Consider the following 16575-nt stretch of genomic DNA (forward strand, 5'->3'; position numbering starts at 1 on the left):
GGCGGGTTTTGCTGCACCGGTCATTGGTACGGGTAATAAAGCAGCGCATCACACGGCAGTGCCGGCCAGCAGCCGCCGTGATGAGAATGTATGGACGTCACCGCAGAAAGACTCAAAAAATTGTTACGACACACGCAGTATGTAGTGCTCGTGTTTACGATTCATTGTCTGTCCGGGGCGATGCTCCTGTCGTCGTTCCTGCTCGTGACTCGACTCACCGAGCTGATCCTGGAATGGCTGTATGGCGTGCCGGGCACCGGGTACATGAGGCTTTGTCTGTACGTGGTCAAGGGCGCACTGTTGTGCGCCGACGGTTACCTGTTTCTGCTGTTCCTCTATCGATCCGTCGTGCACGCGAAGAGAGATTCATGAGGCTCGCCCTCCTATTGAAGGAGCGCGCGATATGGGTGTGGGGCGTGGTCCTGCATGCGTGCCAGCTGTATCTCGAGCCGTTGCGAGCCAATCCTCCCTACGAAGGCGCGGCACGGCGCTCGAATCATCGTTTCTTCCGGGTTGGCTTGCTGGTCGTGGCAAGCGTGGGCGGTGTGCTGGGGGGCGCGCAATTCCTTCTCCCGCCGCCCTACGGTGAACGCATAGCCACGGGTACAGCTGAGTGGCGCTCGCTGATTCTCGACGACGGCAGTGTCTTGCACGTGCAGCCCGATACCGAGATGAGTGTGCGCTACGATGCGGAGTCCCGGCGCCTTTTTTTGGAGCATGGCGAGGTGTTTGCTGAAGTCGCGTCCGAGCCGACTCGTCCCTTCGAAATCATTACCGCGGTGGGCAAGGCACGCGCGGTTGGAACACAGTTCGGCATGGTCCATTCGACTCCCGACGATGCAAGAATCGTGGTGACCGAGGGCACCGTGATAGCGACGCCGCGCCGGGGGAGGGTCGAGGAGACGGATCGCCAGCTGCCGGTGCACGCCGGTAAAGCGGCGTTGCTGGCGGGCGGCCAGATAAGGGTTGTTGCCGCCGTCGATCCGCGTCGCTTGATTCTCGACAAAGGCACGTTGACCATCAATGGCGCGACGATCGGAGAGGCCGCCGCTCGGCTGAGCGTTCGCGGGCAGCCGAAGATCGTCGTCGACGATCCGCAAGTCGCCGCGATCGTCATCCCCAGCCAGGTGCTCGATGGCTATAACCCACGTCGATTCGCGGCCAAGCTGGCAGCAAGCTCGAATATCGTCGTCGAAGAGCGCGACGGCGTAATCCATCTCAGGTCTCGCCAGCGCGAGTGTGCGAACTGGTTGCGATGTGGCGGCTCCCGCTGACGGCAGGCCTGCCGGTTATACCTCTCCCCAATAAATTCCCTAGGCATCACCCCACGACGTCAAAGATACTGAGGGGTCGTTTCCTGGGGAGACCGTTCGATGAAGATCAAACCAACCTGGTTTGTCGCCGCGTATCTGTTGCTGATCGGTTTGCAGGTGCAGGCGGCGGATGCGAGCCGGGCGCTGCAGGGCATGGATGGCGAAGTGCGGGCGGCGATGAAGGCGCTGAACGTGCCGGGGGTCGCGGTCGGCGTCGTGCAGGACGGACGGGTGATTCTCGCCAAAGGTTATGGCGTACTCGACGTGAAGGGTACGCAGGCCGTCGATGCGGATACCTTGTTCGCGGTCGGTTCGGTGAGCAAGTCGTTCACCACCGCGGTGATGGCGACGCTCGTCGATGAAGGCAAGCTCGAGTGGGATCGGCCGGTGCGCGAGTATCTGCCGTGGTTCCGGATGTACGACCCGGTGGCCAGCGAGCTGCTGACGCCGCGTGACATGGTGTCGCATCGGTCCGGGCTGCCTCGCTACGACTTCATCAGGATGAGCACCTATCTGGAGCGTGGCGAGCTGGTTCGGCGGCTGCGCTATTTGCCGCCGAACAAGACCTTCCGCGACGTCTACCAGTACAACAATCTGATGTTCGTGACGGCGGGCTATCTGTCCGGCGAGCTCACCGGTTCGACCTGGGAGTCCTTGGTCCAGCAGCGCATCTTCGCTCCGCTCGGCATGAGCCGTTCGAACACGTCGGTGCGTGACTCGATCAAGCAGACCAACCATGCGCTGCCTCATCAGCTTGCCGAGGGCAAGCTCGTGACCACGGACTTCTATGATTATCAGCGTTTCGGCGTCGGCCCGAACGGCGCGGTGAACTCGACGGTCAACGACATGCTGAAGTATCTCCAGGTGTATCTGGAAGAGGGGCGTGCCAGCGACCGTCAGTTGATCTCGGCGCGGCAGGTCAAGGAACTGTTCAAGCCAGTCGTCGTGTCCGGGCCCGACTCGATGTATGCGCTGGCCTGGAGCATCGAGCAGCGGCATGGAGAGAGAACGGTCTCTCACGGCGGTTCCATCACCGGCTTCACCGCCCAAGTCATCCTGCTGCCGGAGTCGAAGACCGGCATCGTGGTGTTGAACAATCTCAACGGCAGCCCGCTGCCGGACAAGCTCGGTTGGCAAATCGTCGATCGCCTGCTCGGTCAGCCGGACAGGAAATTCATTGCTTCGTTGACCGAGCCCCGAGCCCCATCGCAGCGGTCAGCGCTGCAGCCGGTGGCGGGAACGCGGCCGACTTTGGAGCTGGCGGCTTACGCCGGCAACTGGTTTCATCCCGCTTTCGGCACGGTGAAGGTGGCTCTCGCCGACGACCGGCTGGCGTTGAAGTTCGATGCGATGACGGTGCCGTTGGAGCACTTCAACTACGATACATTCAAAGCGGCTCGGCTCGACGCATTGGTGAAGTTCCGCCTCGACGCCGCGGGCAAGCCGGCCGAGATGTTGTTACCGCTCGAGCCAGCCGCTGCCGATCTGGTTTTCGTCAAGCGCTGACGTGAGCAGAGCGCACAATCTCCGCCTGACGCCAGGCTCGGCAAGCGCGCCTTCGATCTCAAGGTGGACTACGCCGTGAAGCAGATTAAAAGCTTCATTCCGTCGGCGAGCTGACGGAACCAGACAGGCGATGTCACAAACGGGGCGGGCGCAGCGTCTGCCCCGGGCCTGTATTCATCCATTCCCTGAATTCCCCGTCGAGCGCGGGCGGCACCGTTGACATGTTACAACGCTGGCTGCAACCTCGGTCGGGTTGAACAACGCTACCAGGGAAGATCATAAGAAATGAATCGTCAGGATTCTTTGCGAATGTTCTGGCGTCTCCCGTCCTCGATTTGATTTGACGCAAGCGGCGCGCGGTCGCGTGCCGTATGTTTGCATTCAAGGGAGTGATGCCATGTCCGGATTTCGCCACGGGATGAGACTTGCGCTGGCCGTCACCGCGATGCTCGGCGGACCTGCGCTGGCACAGGAACTTGGCGCCGCCGCGCTCGAGCGGGTCAGGGTCCGTTCCACGGTTCAGCCGCTGGGCCCGGCACCGTTCGGCGAGTCCATCAATCTATATACCGGCTCTCTGTCGTTCACCCACCTGGATGTCGACTATCCCGGCACGGGCCCGGCCATTCAGCTCACCCGATCGTTCGATACTCAGACCCGGTTCGTGCAGAGCTACAAGTTCTTCGGCGACTGGACCTTCGACATTCCGAGAATAGAAACCATCGTGCGCCGGCCGATCGGCGGACTCGGCACGCCTGGCGGAAACTGGACTGTGTCTCCCTCGGGGAGCAGCGCGCGATGCTCGCAGCTGGATCAACCCTACGAACTGGATCAATCGCAGTATCTCTGGTGGCACGGCTACGATCTGATCGTGCCGGGAGCGAGGAAGACGCTGCTGCGGGCGGCTGCCGGATTGCAGATGCCTTCGATCTCGATCGGCGGTACCGCCGTGACCTTCAAGGGAACGACGGCCGACAATTGGCGAATCGGCTGTCTGGCGACCACCAGCAACGGCCAGTCGGGCGAGGGGTTCTTGGCGGTGGATCCCGAGGGCACGAAATATTATCTCGATTATCTGATCGGTAAGGATGCCGGCCAGGTGCTCGAATTCGACGGTGGCACCACGATCCGCCACCCGATCATGGTCGCCTCGATGATGGTGAGCCGTATCGAAGACCGGTTTGGCAATTATCTGACGTTCTCGTATTCCGGTTCCCGCCTGACACAGATCGCGGCCAGCGATGGGCGAGTCGTATCGATCGCCTGGCGCCCCGAAACCGCGGACCTGGTTGCATCCATCACGGTTCAGCCGGCGGGCAGTCGGCCTCGCACCACCACATATGAATACACGACGATCAACTCGCTGCCCGTCCTGACCGGCGTGGTCTTGCCCGATTCGTCGCGGTGGACTTTCAGTAACCTGGTCACACGCATCGGTCTGTTCTCGCCGATTGGTTGTGGCCAGCGCGCCTTCAATCCTGCGACCCCCGCCTCGACGCCGCCAACGACGGCAACGTTGACGCATCCCAGTGGCCTGGTCGGCGCGTTCACGCTCAGCAATACCTACCATGGGAAAAGCTATGTGCCAGGCGCATGCGACACCTACCCGTCGGCGCACGAAGCGAATCATCCGGTGTTCAGTACTTTTTCGCTGACTTCGAAACAACTGTCGGGGCCAGGGCTGGCCGCACGCACGTGGACCTACACCTACGCGCCCGTGCAGGCGAGTGCATCGTATGACTCGTGTGCCGCGAGCAATACTTGTCCAGATACGAAATGGGTCGACGTCGTGGCGCCCGACGGCGTGCGAACCCGATACACGTTCAGCAATCGTTATACGGAGCTCGAGGGTAAAGAACTGTCCACGGCGGTTTATCCCGCTGGCTCGAGCACACCGATTCAGACCACCGCGAAAGCCTACGCCTCGCCGACCGCGGGTCCGTATCCGGTGTCGATCGGTACCACGCTGCTCGATGGCAACTCCAACTATCTCCTCGAGCAATCGATCGCACCCTTGAGATCGAACATCACGACTCAGGACGGCACGGCCTTCACCTGGCGCGTGGCGCCGGGCTGCGGCGGTTACGCCTATTGTTTCGATGGGTTCGGTCGGGTGACTCAGATGATCAAGTCGAGCGCGCCGACACCTTAGATCGCAGCGACAGAGCGAACGGCGTCACGGACGAGAAGAAGCGAGGGACAGGAGCATGTCGATGAATGTGCTGAGGCTTGCGCTGCCGTTGCTGGCTTGCCTCGTGGCTTCGGCCAGTTTCGCGGGCAATTGGAACGCCCAGACGCACGATGTTTACTCCGGGCGCTTCAACAACGACGCCCGCACCGATTTGCTGGTGATCGCCAGGGATCCCGCCGGGTTCAGTGGCATTTTCGTCAGTGATGGTTCCGGTACGCCATCCGTGCAGTTGCAGAGCTGGAACTCGACGTTCCTTGGCATCGACTGGAGCGCCGGCAACTACGCGGTGGTGGTCGGCAACTTCGATGGTTTGAACGGCGACGATGTGTTGCTGCAAGGGATCGGCGCTGCACCGAGTCATCTGTTGCTGAGCGATGCCAATGGCACTCTGTACGGCATTCAGCAGACGATGACCGGCTGGGGCACGGATGCCTATCGCATGGTCGCGGGTGACTTCAATGGGGATGGCCGCAAGGATGTTTTCCTGCAGGCTCGCCTGCCATCGGGTACCAACTATGTGATGCTTGCCGACGCCACGGGGCGTCTCACCGTGACTGCTCACAGCTGGAGCAATGCGCACCTCGGCATGCGCTGGTCGACGCGGGACGCGATTGTGCATGTGGGCGATTTCAACGGTGACGGTCGGGACGACCTGCTGCTTCAGGCTCGCCCCACCATCGCGCTGATCGACTTCGACGTACCGATTCCCATCCCAGTGTTCTCGCCTCAGTCATTCGCACTGGCGTTGTCGAGTGCGACGGGGCAATTCACCTCGCTTCATCAACTCTGGAGTCGCCGGGATTTCTCGGTCGACTGGGCGCCCAACAGCGCCGATCTGGTCATTGGCGATTTCAACGGCGACGGTCGCGACGATGTGATGCTGGTGGCGCGTGCCGGCGGGCAGGCGAGTCACATCATGGTTGCCGACGGCAACGGGCAGTTCTCATCCGGGCCGTCGCAAACGTTGACTCCGGGCGTCTCCGGGACGAACTGGTCGGCGGCCGACTATCGATTCACGGCCGGCGACTTCAACGGCGACGGTCGTACGGAACTCTATCGTCAGGCGGTTGCGACCAACGGTGCGAACAGCATCGTGTCGTTCACGAGCGGCGCGACTGTGAGTGCCGTTGGCGGCCAGAGTCCGCCCACCGTCAGCGGCGGGTTCAGCTACTCCAGCAAGCTGGAGACCAGAACCTATCACGACAACCTTGGCAGCTGGGTGCTCGGCCTGGTTGCGAGCAGCACGACGAATGGCACGGAATCGCTGCACGTCGATTTCAATGCCAACGCGCTGCCCTTGAACAGATATGAGTTCGGAGCGCTCCGTGGCAGCTACACCTACTGGTCCTATGGTCTGCTGAACACGGTGACTGACGCCAACAATCACGTCACTACTGCGGAAACCTATTCACGCGGCATTCCCACACTCATCCGCTTCGCCGACAACACCACGCAGTCGGTGGGCGTCGACGACAATGGCTGGGTCCGGAGCATCACCAACGAACGCAGCGCCAAGACTTGTTACGACTATGACGTGATGGAGAGGCTGAGCGCCACGACCTATCCTTCCGAAAGCCAGAATAATGTGTGTGATGCATCGACGTGGACAGCGCCGTCGGTCGCTTACATACAGCTCACCGCAGCGGAGTTGGGCATGCCTGCGGGGACGTGGCGGCAGCGCGAGACGCAGGGGCGCATTCAGAGCACGCGCTACTACGATGGCTTGCTGCGGGTCGTGCTGGTCGAGGAGAAGGACACGACCACCGCCAAGGTGGTTTATCGTCGAACCGCTTACGACGACGCCGGCCGGGTCACGTTCGAGTCGTATCCGAGTGCGACCTCGGCCGCGACTGCCGGCATCAATACGGAGTACGACGCGATTGGCCGCGTTCGAACCCGCTCCACGACGGACGGTGTCACGCTCGAGACCGCGGTGTATCTATCGGACAATCGTGTCCAGCTCACCGATGCCGACAATCGCACGACCACCACGACCTATCAGGCGTTCGACGAACCTGTTTATCGCAACGACGTTCGTGTCAGTGCACCTGAGAATCTGACCAAAGTCGTTGCCCGCGATGTCTTCGGCAAACCGCTCGCAGTGACCCAGTCGGGCAATTGGAGCGGCGGTTATTCCACACTCAGCCGCCGCTTCGAGTACGACGTTCATCAGCGCCCCTGTCGCCGGATCGATCCGGAACGAGGTGCGACGGTGTGGGGATACGACGCGGCTGGCCGGACGTCATGGGAAGCGAAAGGGCAGAGCGGCACGGGCTGCCTGAGCTCCGCGCCTTCGGGGGCAACCCAATTCGTTTACGACTCGAGAGATCGCAAGACGCTCGATGACTATTCAGGCACCGGTGAGGATGTGGTCCTCGGCTATGACGTCGCGGGCAATCTCACCAGCGTGAGCAATGCCGCCGCGGTCTGGACGTACGGCTATAACAAGCGCGGCCTGCTCGAGAGCGAACAAGTCGCGATCGACGGCCTGACGCGCCTCTTCGATCCTGCCTACAACGCGCTGGGGCAGCTCAACAGTATGACGACCCCGGCGCATGCCATCAGCTATGCGCCCGATGCTTGGGGACGCCCGACCCAGCTCGGTTCGTATATCACCAGCATCGACTATCACCCGAACGGTTTGCCCAGCAGCTTCATCTACGGCAACGGGCTCACGTACAGTCAGTCGCTGGATAGCCGGCAGCGCCCCTATGTGCAAGCCACGCTCGATGGCGGAACAGCCATCCAGAGGTTCGTGTATGGCTACTTCCCGAGCGGGCAACTGCAAACCATCGACGATCAGGTCAACAACACAGACGACCTGACTGCGACCTACGACGGTCTGCACCGGCTCGCCACCGCCACGGGCCTGTGGGGAACCTACGGCTATACCTACGACACGCTGAACAACCTTCGCGCGCGCTCGGGGCCGAGTGCGCTGTCCTATAGCTATAACGGCAGCAACCAACTGAGCGGCGTGTCAGGTGGCCAGACCCGCAGTTACAGCTACAACGCTCGTGGCGACGTCACGGGTGACGGTGCGAACGCCTTCACACTCAACTCGAAAGGCCAGATCGGCGGCATCACCGGTGTTGCCACTTACGCCTATGACGGCAACGCCAAGCGCATCAAAACCGTCCAGGGTGGCGCAAGCGAATACACGATGTACTCGCATGCCGGCGGCATGATGTTCGTCGAGAAGGGCACGCAGATGACCGACCAGCTGGCGCTCGGCGGTCAAATTATCGTGGAGCTGAAGAAAGTCGGCGCCGTGAGCACGCCCACCTATCTGCATCCCGATGCACTCGGCTCTCCTCGGGCCGCAACGACCTCAGCAAAGAACGTACTGTGGCGAGAGACTTACGATCCGTATGGCGTGAAGCTGAACGGCGTGCCGGATAAGGTGGGGTATACCGGACATGCGCACGATTGGGAGACCGGTTATACGTACATGCAGGCGCGGTTCTATGACGCGCAGGTGGGGCGGTTCTTGTCGACGGATCCGGTGGATGATGGTTTCAATCTGTATGCGTATGTTGGCAATGATCCGCTGAATGCAATCGATCCGACGGGAGCAATTGGTGAGGCAACTGCGGTGGGCTGCGCGCTGACTGCGGCGGTAGGATGTGCTCCAGGCGCGGCTATCGGTGCGGTGATCGACGTCGCCATCGTGGCAGCGGTTGCTATCACAGCCTACGTTGCTACGGATTACATCATGAGCAACAAGGAAAGTGCGCCAGCCTCTCCGGATGCAAAGCCCGCTGATTCGAGTTCGAATGGCCCGAGTGCAGCAGAGCAACCTGCGGCACCAAGTCCCGCTGCACCCGGCAATACAAATCCCTATAGTGGTCCCGTGGATGCGCCCGTTACGGTTATTGATAGCCACGGAAACGCCATACCTGTGTCGGCAGGCGAGGAGATTGCGGCTTCCCCAAATGGCGACTATCAGCAAGTGCGCGACAAGGCAGGCAACCCGACGGGAGTTCGTCTCGATCGTGGCGGTCACAGAACGCATGCCGATCCGTCTGCGAAAGGGCCCCATGGTCACGTGCCCGGAGTGACTCAACCTAACGGCAACCCACATCTGCCGATCAAATGTTCGAAACCAGCTGGAGGTTGCTGATGGCCAGATTCAGCTACGACGATATCGTGAAGATCAAAGTCGACGCGAAAACAGCAACCAAGCGTCATGATAGAGCCTGGGTTGTTGGGATTATGGAGGACAGGCGGCGTTTTCCGCTCAACCAGTTTCCAACTGGTATTGTGTACTCGATTGAATTCGAGGACGGTACTGCACTTGATGTTCACGAAAATGACTTGGAACCAGCCGGGGACGCGTGACCCTTGCTGGCCATGCGATTGGCACCGTTCGATAGATTGTTCTGTTTGCTCGCGATCGGATTCAGCGTCGTCGCGGGCCAGTACGTCGAATCAGGACTCGTGCGCCGGTCGAGAGTTATGCCGCCGACGACATCGACGTGGACGTTGATAAGAAGCTGAAATTCCATTCGCCGACTTTGAGCGGGTGTAACTCTGCAGCCGCATCCCTCCATCCACCGCCAGCAATCCGGTCGTCGCGCGGCGTTCAGGGCGTTGTCGATGCCTGCAAAGCTGCTTCAATCTGTCACTAATGCGCGCCGCGCACCTGACAATTCGATGTTCCCTGGCTTGTTCTGAGACGATCCCATGCAAGACCGAGATATCCTCTTAAGACTTCTCTATCGCGCCTTCCTGGACATCCGGTTGGCGGCGAGGGCAGGGAACGTGCAGGTCGGAGAGGCGTTGTCCAATCTGCTTCATACGCTCCCGTTGGCCATGCTGAAGTGCGGGGATGACAGGGCGTGTGACAGCGTTGTGTTGGAGGACCTGAAAAAGCGAGCGGAAATGCTTGGACTGTCCAAGTGGCTGGACACAGCGCTGCGTGATGTGGCTGTGAACGAAGAATGAGACCTTTCTGGTGGGCAGTTTTTTTACTGCTCTGTGCATTGACAGTGCGCCAATGGCGCAGGCCTTCCGGACCTGCGCCACGAGCTCATCGCTGATCCAAGTCAGTTCGTGCCGACCGGCGCGCCGACGTCGGCTTCGCGGAACTTGCGAATGATCCGGTCCTGGATCCATTGCTTGCTCCACCAGTCCACCGGCGTGACCGCATTGCCATTGAGCAGCATGGTGAAGTGCAGGTGATCGCCGCCGGCCATGCCGGTGGCGCCGGTGCGGCCCAGTTCCTGGTTGCTCGCGACTTGATCGCCGACCTTCACGGCGATCGAGGACAGGTGTCCGTACAGCGACTGCAAGCCCATGCCGTGATCGATGATCACGCAGTTGCCGTAGATACCCAGCCAGCCCGCGAGAACCACGGTGCCGCTGTTCGACGCATGCACCGGCGCGTTGGTGGTCGACGCGAGGTCGAAGCCGAGATGGGTTTGCTGATCGATCGACTGGTCGCGATAGATGTAGCTGCGCTGATCGGCGAAGCCCGCCTCGACCGCCGTGTTGGCGAGCTGCTTGAACGTGTCCTGCCAGAGAATGCGCGGCGAGGAGTGCTTGGCGAGCTCGGTGATGGTCGCGTTGTTCTGCTGGCGCAGGTCGCGGTTGATCGCCAGGAACGAGGCGACCAGATCGGCGGGATCCTGCACCTTGAAGTCGGGGGTGCTCGCGAGGATCGCGGGCACGACCTTGCCGAGGAAGCGGTCATCGAGCGGGATGCGGCTCTGGCGAAACTTCTTCGGGATCACCTTGTAGTCGAAGGTGGCGCGGCTCTCGTTGCCATAGTCGTCGCGCGCGAACAGGCTGATCTGTGTCGACGGATCCTGATTCCACAGCAGCGCGAAGAACGCGACGTGCAGCTCGGGGCTGGCACCGGCGATGCCGGCGCCGGAGGCCGGGAACCCTGGATACTCCTTGTCCCCGACGCGCACGCCGGACTTCGCGCCGGCCGCGGTCCGATACACGACCACTTCGGAGCCACCCTGGTTGATGAAGTGATGGATCGACTGCACGGAGACCGGCGGCGGTGTCAGGTGGACCTCGAACTCGTGGTCCGCCGAGGCCGAGACGGCGCGCAATCCGAACAGCACCGGGCTGACGGCGGCAACGACGATGCGCGCCTGGCCCGCCTGCAGATCGGGTAGATCTTGCTTGCCCAGCGTCCGGGTGACGCGGACCTTATCCGCGGTCGGGGTCAGCATCGAGGCCTGAGTGCCGTCGCTCAGGCTGAACAGGGTCGCTTTGCGTTCGCCGTTCTGCTCGAGCCAGATATCCAGCTGCTGTAAGCGCTCGCGAGGCACGGCGACTTCGACCGCCAGCTGGCCGCTTTGTCCGACGCCTTTGGTGGGTTCGAGGATTTCGATCTTCGGACCGGGCTGGGTGCCCGCGTAATACCAGGCAGCTCCGGCACCAGCCACGAGCAGGACGAGCACGGCAAGAAACGTTCGCATCGATCAATCCCAATTCGGTTGAAATGTTGACGGGCCCGTGCGCGGTGGCGCACGAGCCCGATTCAGCGGATCCGCCCGGGGCTCAGGTGGCCGTCTGGGTGACGACGAATCCCTGTTCGAGCACGATCGTAAGTTGCGAGCCTGCCTGGAGTTGCAGCTCCGCGCCAGTGTTCTTTGCCACGAGGGCGCCGGCCGCGCCGCCGAGGATGCCGCCGATCACTTTGCCTTTGGTGCCGTGCTTGATCTGGTGGCCGATCACCGCGCCGGCCGCGGCGCCACCGATGATCTTGGCGGCGTCAGTGCCTTTCTCGCTTTCGCCCAGCTGCTGCAGCTCGCCGCGAATGGCGACCTGCCGGCCATCGGCCAGTTCGAGCTGATCGAAGCGCAGGCCGAGCGCGGGCACGGCACCAATCTGGCTGCTGCCCGAAACGACTTCGGTGATCGTTCCCGTGATGCGCGCGCCTTCGGGCGCGACCAGGCGATCGTCGCTGCGTAAGGCGGTCGCGAGGCGGGCTTCGAATCGGTCGCCGACTTTGGCGGTCTTGGTGGAAACGTCGGACGCGAGCGCCACGACGAGTTGCGTACCTGCGCGTACCTCCACAGGTGTTTGCACGGGAACCGGCGGCGGAGTCGTGCTGTGAGCAACCGAAGCTGCAGCCGGCACCTTCGCGGGAGTCTTCTTGGCGGCCGCGCGCCTGGCGGCGGCTTCGTCGGCAGCCTGCTTGGCAGCCGCGACTTTCGCTGCTTCTCGCTCAGCCGCTTCAGCTTCCGCTTTACGCAGCGCTTCCTGCTCGGCTTCCTTGGCCTTGACCTCGGCCTCTCGCTCGGCGAGCTGCTGCTCGCGTGCTTCGAGCTCAGCTGCCTTCGCTGCGGCAGACTGATCGGCCGCGCTCGGAGCTGAACGACCCGCGTCCTCGCGACCGCAACCCGTCAGGGCCACGGCGATCACGCAACTGGCCAGAACCACACCCAAGCGCTGAGATTTCATCGTAAAAACCCTTCAGCGGCAATCAGCCGCCTCATGACGTGGAGGCGCACAAACTACGCCATCGAGACGGTGCGTCCCGGCACGCATTTCACAAATTCCGGCGCCGCGCCGGTACCCGCCGGCGTCTCGAAATCGTCTCAGGCGGATGACGATGTCGCCGCGGGCCGACGGCGTCAGGTCACATACTTGATCAGCAGCTCGCTCAGCCGACGCTTACGCTCATTGTAGGGAGGAAATAGCAGTTCGAGTGCTGAGAGTGGGCCGGCGGACATTACAGCGCGTTCATGCGAGAACGCTTTGAAGCCGAAGAAGCCGTGGGCGTTGCCGATGCCGGAGGTGTTGACGCCGCCGAACGGCAGGTTGTGTTGGGCGAACTGCTGCAGGCACAAATTCACGCACAGGCTGCCGGAGCTCGTGTTGGTTTCGAGCGCTCGAACGGTGCGCTCGCTCTTGCTCCACACATAGAGCGCCAACGGCTTCGGCGCCGCATTGATCTCCGCGATGACGGTGTCGAGAGCATCGAAGGTCAGGATGGGCAGCACCGGGCCGAAGATTTCTTCGCTGCGAATCCGTGCGGCGGGAGGAACGTCGCGCAGCAAGGTCGGTGCGACGTAGCGCGACTCGGCGTCGGAGATGCCGCCGCACGCGACTTTTCCGCCGGCCTGTACCGCTTCATCCATGAGTTGAGCGACGCGCTCCGCATGTCGACGGTGAATCATGCGGGGAAAATCGGGGCTGCTCTTGATGGCAGCGTCGCTGTCGCCATAGCGTTGGGCGATGGTGCTGCGACAGAGGTCGACGAAGCGGTCGGCGACGTCACGATGCACGTACACGTAGTCGGGGGCGATGCAGGTCTGGCCGGCGTTTACCATCTTTCCCCAGATGATGTGTTCCGCCGCGCCGCGCAGATCGGCGCTCGCATCGACGATGACCGGCGATTTGCCGCCAAGTTCCAGCGTCACCGAGGTGAGATTGCGAGCCGCCGCGGCCATGACGATCTTGCCGACCGCGGGTGAGCCCGTGAAAAAGATGTGATCGAAGGGCAGGGCGAGCAGGGCGGTGGCAGTTTCTGCCGCGCCTTCCACGACCGCGACCTCGTCGGATGCAAACACGGCGTTGACGATCTCTTTGACGACGCGATTGGTGTGAGGCGTGAACTCCGAGGGCTTGAGGATCGCCGTATTGCCGGCGGCGACGGCGGACACCAGCGGCCCGAGGGCCAGGCTCAATGGATAGTTCCAGGGACTGATGAGCAGGCATCGACCCTTCGGCTGATACATCACCCGCGATTTCGTGCCGAGCGTCGCCAGGGTCGGGCCGACCCGATGAGGCTTCATCCAGCGCTGCAATTTCGCAATCGTATGCTTCAGCTCACCGACCAGCGGCAGGACCTCGGTGAGGTTCGTCTCCGTCGGGTGTTTGCTCAAGTCGCGTTGAGCCGCGTCCAGCAGCGCATCCTTGCGCTCCAGAATCGCATTGAGCAGCTTGGTGAGTTTGAGGCGCCGCTCGGCGGCGGTTGACTGTCTCAGTCGCAATGCCGTGGCCGCGTGAGATTCGAACAGCCTGGCGACGGACGCGTTGGCACCGTCGCGCTCGGTCATGGCATTCATCGGCGACTCCAGATTCAGCTCAGGCGGAGCGCGCCCGCACGGGAGCGCGCTCGATCGGGACGTTAGAACGAAACAGTCGCTTCCACGCCCCACTGGCGCGGCTCGGAGATCGACGCGAACGGCGTGCCGAATGTATCTCTCGTGAGGTTGTTGATGCCTGTCACGTACTGCTCGTCCAGCACATTCGTCACGAATGCCGCGAGGCCGAACGTGTCGCTCGCGCTGGTCCAGGCGAGTCGCAAGTCGACGCGATTGGTGGCCTCGTTGACCTTGAAGACCGACTGCAGCGCGCAGTTGCCCTGTCGTTCGGAATCCTGGTTGCAACGTGACTTGCCGCGATACGCATATCGGCCGGACAGCTCCACTTCGCCCGAGGCGCCGAGCGCCCAACCGTAGCTCGCACCGAGCGCGGCGCTGAGGTACGGCTCACCGGTGGGTTCGCCGGAGAGATCGAGCGGATCCTCGCCTCGCGTCGTCTTGTCCTTGTACGTTGCATCGATGAAGGCAAGGTTGGCGAAGAGCCGGAACTGATCGACCGGCCGCCATTGCGCGTCAACGTCGATACCCCAGGCTTTTTCGTCGCTGGTATCGATCACATATTGCGGGATGTCGGAACCGACAACGTCGGTGGCCAGCGCGATCGCCTGTTTGTTGTTGTAGACGTAGTAGAACGCCGACGCATTCAAGGTCACGCCCACCTCCGGGAACACGCTCTTGACGCCGGTCTCGAAGTTCCACACGTCCTCGTTCTCGAACTCGGAGCCGACTTCGGTGCTGTTGTAGCCGCCGGCCTTGTAGCCCTTGGCGAGCGAGCCGAACACCATTACGTTCGGCACGATCTTGTAGTCGAGCACCAGGCGCGGGCTCACGTCATCCCAGGAATCTTTCTTGGTCAGGCCGCCGGGCGGTGTGTCCACCGCGAAGACGATGTCCGAGAAACGATAGGCCTCGGCCGGAATCGGGAACACATCGAAGAAGCCCGCCTCTTGAAGTCCCGCGATCACCTGGTCGAGCTCGGGCGTTTCATGCGCGCCGTTGATCCAGGTGAACTTCTTTTTGTCGTGGGTGTAACGCAGACCGAACGTCAGATTGGTCTTGTCGTTCATGTGCCAGATCACGTCGCCGAACGCGGCGTACGCTTCGAAGTCGCCACGGTTGTACATCGCTTCTCGCCACGGCATGCCTAGCAGGGTGGCGGGGATGCCGAACTGCTCGAGCACGCTGCTCGTGCCGGCGTACAGTGGGAATGGCAGGCCCAGCTCATCGTAGATGCCGAGGTTCACACCCAGCGTGTCGATGCCGTCGGTGTAAGTGTGCGTGTCGCTGGTCTGTTTGGCTTTCTCCTTGTAGTAGCTCACGCCGCCGACCCAGTCGATGGCCGAGGTTTTGCCGGAGAACTTGAACTCCTGATAGAAACTTTCGTTGTCTTCGATGTTGGCCGTGTCGAAGTAGGTCGCGATCAGGTTGGTGCCGTCTTCGTCCTCGCGATTGACGGTGTCGAACTGGCGCCATGACGTGCTGGAGCGGAAGTCGGTAGCGCCGAACGAGTGATCGATGAACAGATTCACCTGATCGAGCTGACGCGATTCTTCATTGCCGACCACGTCGTTGTAGATCGGTGCCTTGCGAGGGTCGAGATAAGTCGCGGGGTTGGCCGGGTAGGGGACGCCGGTCTGGCCGGCCTGCACGGCGATGAGACCGATGGCGGGCCGCGCCAGTTGATCCAGGTCGTCGTGGTCCCAGGAGAGGGTCGCGCTGGTCGCCTCCGAAATCTTCCAACGCAGCGCCACTCGGCCGGCCCAGTTCTCCTCGGGCATCAGATCCTGGCCGGTGGCGGAGTCCTTCAGCCAGCCATCGCTCTTGTTGTAGACGCCATTCATGCGCAGCGCGAGGCTGTCGCCGATCGGCGTGTTCAACATGCCTTCGTAGTACTGCTTGCCGTTCTCGCCGACGCGCACGCGCAGCCGCGAGTGGAATTCGTCTTGAGGCTGGGTGGTGACGATGGAGATCGCGCCGGCGGCGCTGTTCCGTCCGAACAGAGTGCCTTGCGGTCCCTTCAGCACTTCGATGTGATCGATGTCGTTGAACGCGAGCAGCGATGCGCCGGAGCGCGCCGAATAGATGCCGTCGACATACACACCCACTGCCGGTTCGGTACCGATGCCGAAGTCGCCGGTCTGAATGCCGCGAATCTGATAGCGCGGCTGGGTCGGACTGCCGTCGGAAACCACCAGGCCCGGCACGAAGCCATTCAGATCGCCCAGGTTTTCCGCGGCGACGTCATCGATCAATTTGCTGTCCACGACCTGCAAGGCGATGGGGACGTCCTGCAGCGACTGCGTGCGTCGTTGCGCCGTCACCAGAATTTCCTCGATGCCGCTGTCCGCGGCGTCCTGTGCCAGTGCAACTCCAGGCGTCGCGAACGCGAACCCCGTTCCCGTCAGCACCGTGGCTACTGCATACGCGAGTCTTTTCTTGCTATTGCTCATGAGCCCTGTTCTCCCGTTCCTCTGGCCAGTCATCAGTCACTAGT

General features: G+C 62.0%; 11 protein-coding genes. 7 read left to right on the forward strand and 4 right to left on the reverse strand.

Annotated features, from left to right (window positions below):
- Positions 1 to 90: 90 nt before the first annotated feature.
- The 7 genes from EKO19_RS38430 to EKO19_RS28220 all read left to right on the forward strand — a co-directional run bounded on the left by EKO19_RS38430 (position 91) and on the right by EKO19_RS28220 (position 9954).
- Positions 91 to 372, forward strand: coding sequence for a hypothetical protein (locus EKO19_RS38430; RefSeq protein WP_157995474.1), 282 nt, complete (start codon positions 91 to 93; stop codon positions 370 to 372).
- Positions 369 to 1274: a FecR family protein gene (locus EKO19_RS38435; RefSeq protein WP_157995475.1), complete on the forward strand. Its 906-nt coding sequence runs from the start codon at positions 369 to 371 to the stop codon at positions 1272 to 1274. Before EKO19_RS38430 ends, EKO19_RS38435 begins: the two co-directional genes overlap by 4 nt.
- A gap of 99 nt (positions 1275 to 1373) precedes the next feature.
- Positions 1374 to 2819, forward strand: coding sequence for a serine hydrolase (locus EKO19_RS28200; protein ID WP_129780720.1), 1446 nt, complete (start codon positions 1374 to 1376; stop codon positions 2817 to 2819).
- A 397-nt stretch (positions 2820 to 3216) separates the two neighbouring features.
- Positions 3217 to 4968, forward strand: coding sequence for a hypothetical protein (locus EKO19_RS28205; protein WP_129780721.1), 1752 nt, complete (start codon positions 3217 to 3219; stop codon positions 4966 to 4968).
- Positions 4969 to 5029: 61 nt separating this feature from the next.
- A complete protein-coding gene (locus tag EKO19_RS28210; RefSeq protein ID WP_175597222.1) occupies positions 5030 to 9130 on the forward strand; it encodes an RHS repeat domain-containing protein in 4101 nt (1366 codons plus the stop codon).
- Positions 9130 to 9348, forward strand: a complete 219-nt coding sequence (locus EKO19_RS28215; RefSeq protein ID WP_129780723.1) for a hypothetical protein — start codon at positions 9130 to 9132, stop codon at positions 9346 to 9348. Before EKO19_RS28210 ends, EKO19_RS28215 begins: the two co-directional genes overlap by 1 nt.
- A gap of 345 nt (positions 9349 to 9693) precedes the next feature.
- Positions 9694 to 9954 carry a hypothetical protein gene (locus EKO19_RS28220; RefSeq protein ID WP_129780724.1) on the forward strand — a complete coding sequence of 87 codons (261 nt, stop codon included), beginning with the start codon at positions 9694 to 9696 and terminating at the stop codon, positions 9952 to 9954.
- Positions 9955 to 10055: 101 nt separating this feature from the next.
- Here EKO19_RS28220 and EKO19_RS28225 read toward each other — a convergent pair whose 3' ends face one another.
- The 4 genes from EKO19_RS28225 to EKO19_RS28240 all read right to left on the reverse strand — a co-directional run bounded on the left by EKO19_RS28225 (position 10056) and on the right by EKO19_RS28240 (position 16531).
- Complete coding sequence (locus EKO19_RS28225) at positions 10056 to 11444, reverse strand: M23 family metallopeptidase (protein ID WP_129780725.1); 1389 nt, start codon at positions 11442 to 11444, stop codon at positions 10056 to 10058.
- A gap of 82 nt (positions 11445 to 11526) precedes the next feature.
- The gene (locus EKO19_RS28230; protein ID WP_129780726.1) at positions 11527 to 12432 is read right to left on the reverse strand and encodes a glycine zipper 2TM domain-containing protein; all 906 of its coding nucleotides are present in this window, start codon (positions 12430 to 12432) and stop codon (positions 11527 to 11529) included.
- Between the two features lie 173 nt (positions 12433 to 12605).
- The gene (locus EKO19_RS28235; protein ID WP_407676670.1) at positions 12606 to 14033 is read right to left on the reverse strand and encodes an aldehyde dehydrogenase family protein; all 1428 of its coding nucleotides are present in this window, start codon (positions 14031 to 14033) and stop codon (positions 12606 to 12608) included.
- Between the two features lie 71 nt (positions 14034 to 14104).
- Positions 14105 to 16531, reverse strand: a complete 2427-nt coding sequence (locus tag EKO19_RS28240) for a TonB-dependent receptor (protein ID WP_217705665.1) — start codon at positions 16529 to 16531, stop codon at positions 14105 to 14107.
- Positions 16532 to 16575: the final 44 nt, after the last annotated feature.

The organism is Peristeroidobacter soli, from assembly GCF_004138485.1.
Lineage (GTDB): Bacteria > Pseudomonadota > Gammaproteobacteria > Steroidobacterales > Steroidobacteraceae > Steroidobacter > Steroidobacter soli.

What these genes read in the sequence shown, in the direction of transcription:
- EKO19_RS28230 (WP_129780726.1), bottom strand. Translation starts at nt 12,432, where the DNA reads ATGAAATCTCAGCGCTTGGGTGTGGTTCTGGCCAGTTGCGTGATCGCC.
- EKO19_RS28215 (WP_129780723.1), top strand. Translation starts at nt 9,130, where the DNA reads ATGGCCAGATTCAGCTACGACGATATCGTGAAGATCAAAGTCGACGCG.
- EKO19_RS28205 (WP_129780721.1), top strand. Translation starts at nt 3,217, where the DNA reads ATGTCCGGATTTCGCCACGGGATGAGACTTGCGCTGGCCGTCACCGCG.
- EKO19_RS38435 (WP_157995475.1), top strand. Translation starts at nt 369, where the DNA reads ATGAGGCTCGCCCTCCTATTGAAGGAGCGCGCGATATGGGTGTGGGGC.
- EKO19_RS28210 (WP_175597222.1), top strand. Translation starts at nt 5,030, where the DNA reads ATGAATGTGCTGAGGCTTGCGCTGCCGTTGCTGGCTTGCCTCGTGGCT.
- EKO19_RS28200 (WP_129780720.1), top strand. Translation starts at nt 1,374, where the DNA reads ATGAAGATCAAACCAACCTGGTTTGTCGCCGCGTATCTGTTGCTGATC.
- EKO19_RS28235 (WP_407676670.1), bottom strand. Translation starts at nt 14,033, where the DNA reads ATGACCGAGCGCGACGGTGCCAACGCGTCCGTCGCCAGGCTGTTCGAA.
- EKO19_RS28240 (WP_217705665.1), bottom strand. Translation starts at nt 16,531, where the DNA reads ATGAGCAATAGCAAGAAAAGACTCGCGTATGCAGTAGCCACGGTGCTG.
- EKO19_RS38430 (WP_157995474.1), top strand. Translation starts at nt 91, where the DNA reads ATGGACGTCACCGCAGAAAGACTCAAAAAATTGTTACGACACACGCAG.
- EKO19_RS28220 (WP_129780724.1), top strand. Translation starts at nt 9,694, where the DNA reads ATGCAAGACCGAGATATCCTCTTAAGACTTCTCTATCGCGCCTTCCTG.
- EKO19_RS28225 (WP_129780725.1), bottom strand. Translation starts at nt 11,444, where the DNA reads ATGCGAACGTTTCTTGCCGTGCTCGTCCTGCTCGTGGCTGGTGCCGGA.